This window comes from Paenibacillus sp. TY11, from assembly GCF_059772165.1.
On record NZ_JCBAIQ010000066.1, the window covers coordinates 1 to 680 of the forward strand.

The following is a 680-nucleotide window of genomic DNA, read 5'->3' on the forward strand; positions in this document are numbered from 1 at the left end:
CGCCGGACCCGTTTTAAGGACACCACGATCTTTCAGGATATTTTCGATGAAATTGTCCTGCAGGCGATCTCACACCGGATGGTGGGCGGACGCGTTCTGGTGACCGATTCGACGCACGTAAAAGCAAATGCGAACAAACACCAGTATACCAAAGAACAGGTACTGCAGAATACCAAGGACTACATGGACGAGCTCAACGCAGCGGTGACAGAAGACCGGAGAAACCATGGAAAAAAGCGCTAAAATCCCGAGAGGAAGTGAACGAAGAAAAAGAGATTAAAGTGAGCAAGACCGATCCCGATAGTGGTTATATGATTCGTGACGGCAAACCTGAAGGCTTTTTTTACCTGGACCACCGCACGGTGGATACCAAATACAATGTGATTACCGACGTACACGTGACGCCGGGGAATGTACATGATTCCGTCCCTTATTTGTCGCGTTTGGACCGCCAGAGAGAGCGTTTTGGTTTCCAGGTGGAAGCCGTCGCCCTGGATTCGGGTTATTTGACAACGCCGATTTGCCGTGGTTTGCAAAGCCGTAAGATTTTTGCTGTGATTGCCCACCGAAGATTCCATCCGAAGCAAGGATTGTTCCCGAAATGGAAGTTTGAATACGATGCCAAGCGCAATGTGTATATTTGCCCAGCCCAACAGGAACTGCCCTACCGAACGACGGAC

The 680-nt window shown here is 49.9% G+C and carries 1 pseudogene; it reads left to right on the forward strand.

Features of this window, described 5'->3' with window-relative positions:
- Positions 1 to 680: pseudogene (locus AC6EJC_RS26820) on the forward strand (transposase); the annotation flags it as partial.